The following is an 833-nucleotide window of genomic DNA, read 5'->3' as shown; positions in this document are numbered from 1 at the left end:
CGGCTGGGGCTGGTCGCGCTGGGGCTGGTGGGCTGCCTCGCGGTGAGCGGGTGCGCGGGCGGCGAGGAGCCGTCCATCCTCGGGAAGGCGACGCTGGTGGCGGGCGTCCGGCCGGACCTGCCGGGGATCGGGTTCAAGCTGGCGGACGGGCGGTTCGAGGGCCTGGACGTGGACGTGTCGCGGTATCTGGCAGCGCGGATGGGGAAGAAGGTCCGGTTCGCTCCGGCGCTGGCGGCCGATCGGGAGCGGCTGCTGCGGGACGGGAAGGTCGACATGGTGCTGACCTTCTGGCTGGAACCGGAATGGAAGCAGCGGCTCGCGTTCGCCGGGCCGTACCTGCTGTCGTACCAGGACATCCTCGTCCGCGACGATGAGCGCGGGGTGCGCGGGGTGCGCGACCTGAAGGGACGCAGGATCTGCGCCGTCACGGGATCGGGCGCCGCGGAGGCGGTGACCCGGGAGCGGCAGGTGGCGGCGCTGCCGGTGGCGGCGAGGTCCTACAACGAGTGCCTGACGATGCTCGGGGACGGCCGGATCGACGCGATCACGACGAACGACACGATCCTGGCCGGGCTGAAGACCCGGCGGGGCGACTCGTTCCGGCTGCTGAACGCCAGGTTCGGGGAGCGGCGCACGGGCATCGCTATCCGGCAGGGCGACGCCGACGGCTGCGAGGCCCTCAACAAGGCCATCACCCAGATGTACCAGGACGGGACGATGGCCACGCTCATGACCAAATGGTTCGGCACGTCCGGCCTGGACCTGTCGGACGTCGAGGTCCCGCAGTTCGAGGGCTGCCTCTAGCGCCCGACGCCCCGGCGCGGGGCGTGAGG

At 72.0% G+C, this 833-nt stretch carries 1 protein-coding gene; it reads left to right on the top strand.

Annotated features, from left to right (window positions below; translation table 11 throughout):
- On the top strand, positions 1–804 hold an 804-nt coding region (locus ETD83_RS42075; RefSeq protein WP_329603087.1), incomplete at its 5' end, for a transporter substrate-binding domain-containing protein.
- Between the last annotated feature and the right edge of the window lie 29 nt (positions 805–833).

Source organism: Actinomadura soli (assembly GCF_005889715.1).
Lineage (GTDB): Bacteria > Actinomycetota > Actinomycetes > Streptosporangiales > Streptosporangiaceae > Spirillospora > Spirillospora soli.
The sequence above is the reverse complement of the archived record's forward strand: the minus strand, read 5'-3'. Positions and strand labels throughout refer to the sequence as shown.